At 71.4% G+C, this 318-nt stretch carries 1 protein-coding gene; it reads left to right on the top strand.

The genetic code is table 11. From position 1 onward, the window contains the following. Window positions 1-318, top strand: a 318-nt coding sequence (locus EN852_RS38075) for a 2Fe-2S iron-sulfur cluster-binding protein (RefSeq protein WP_246694563.1), incomplete at both ends; no start/stop codon positions are given.

Here is a 318-nt window from a genome sequence, read left to right as displayed (position 1 = left end):
CTGCACCGTGCTGGTCGACGGCGAGCCGGTGTGCGCCTGCCTGGTGCCGGCGGCCTCGGTGTCCGGCGCTTGTGTCACCACGGTCGAGGGCCTCGCCAATGGCAGGCTGTCCGCCTTGCAGGCCTCGTTCCTGGCGCATGGCGCCGCGCAATGCGGCATCTGCACGCCGGCGCTGCTGGTCGCGGCAACCGCGCTGCTGGACACGAAACCCAGGCCGACCGAGACCGAGGTGCAGGATGCGCTGGGCGGCATCCTCTGCCGCTGCACCGGCTACCGGAAGATCATCGCGGCGGTGATGGAGGCTTCCCTCCAGACCGC

It is taken from the genome of Mesorhizobium sp. M2E.F.Ca.ET.209.01.1.1 (genome assembly GCF_004010375.2).
GTDB lineage: Bacteria > Pseudomonadota > Alphaproteobacteria > Rhizobiales > Rhizobiaceae > Mesorhizobium.
Note: the sequence above shows the minus strand (reverse complement) of the source record. Positions and strands in the feature narration are given on the sequence as shown.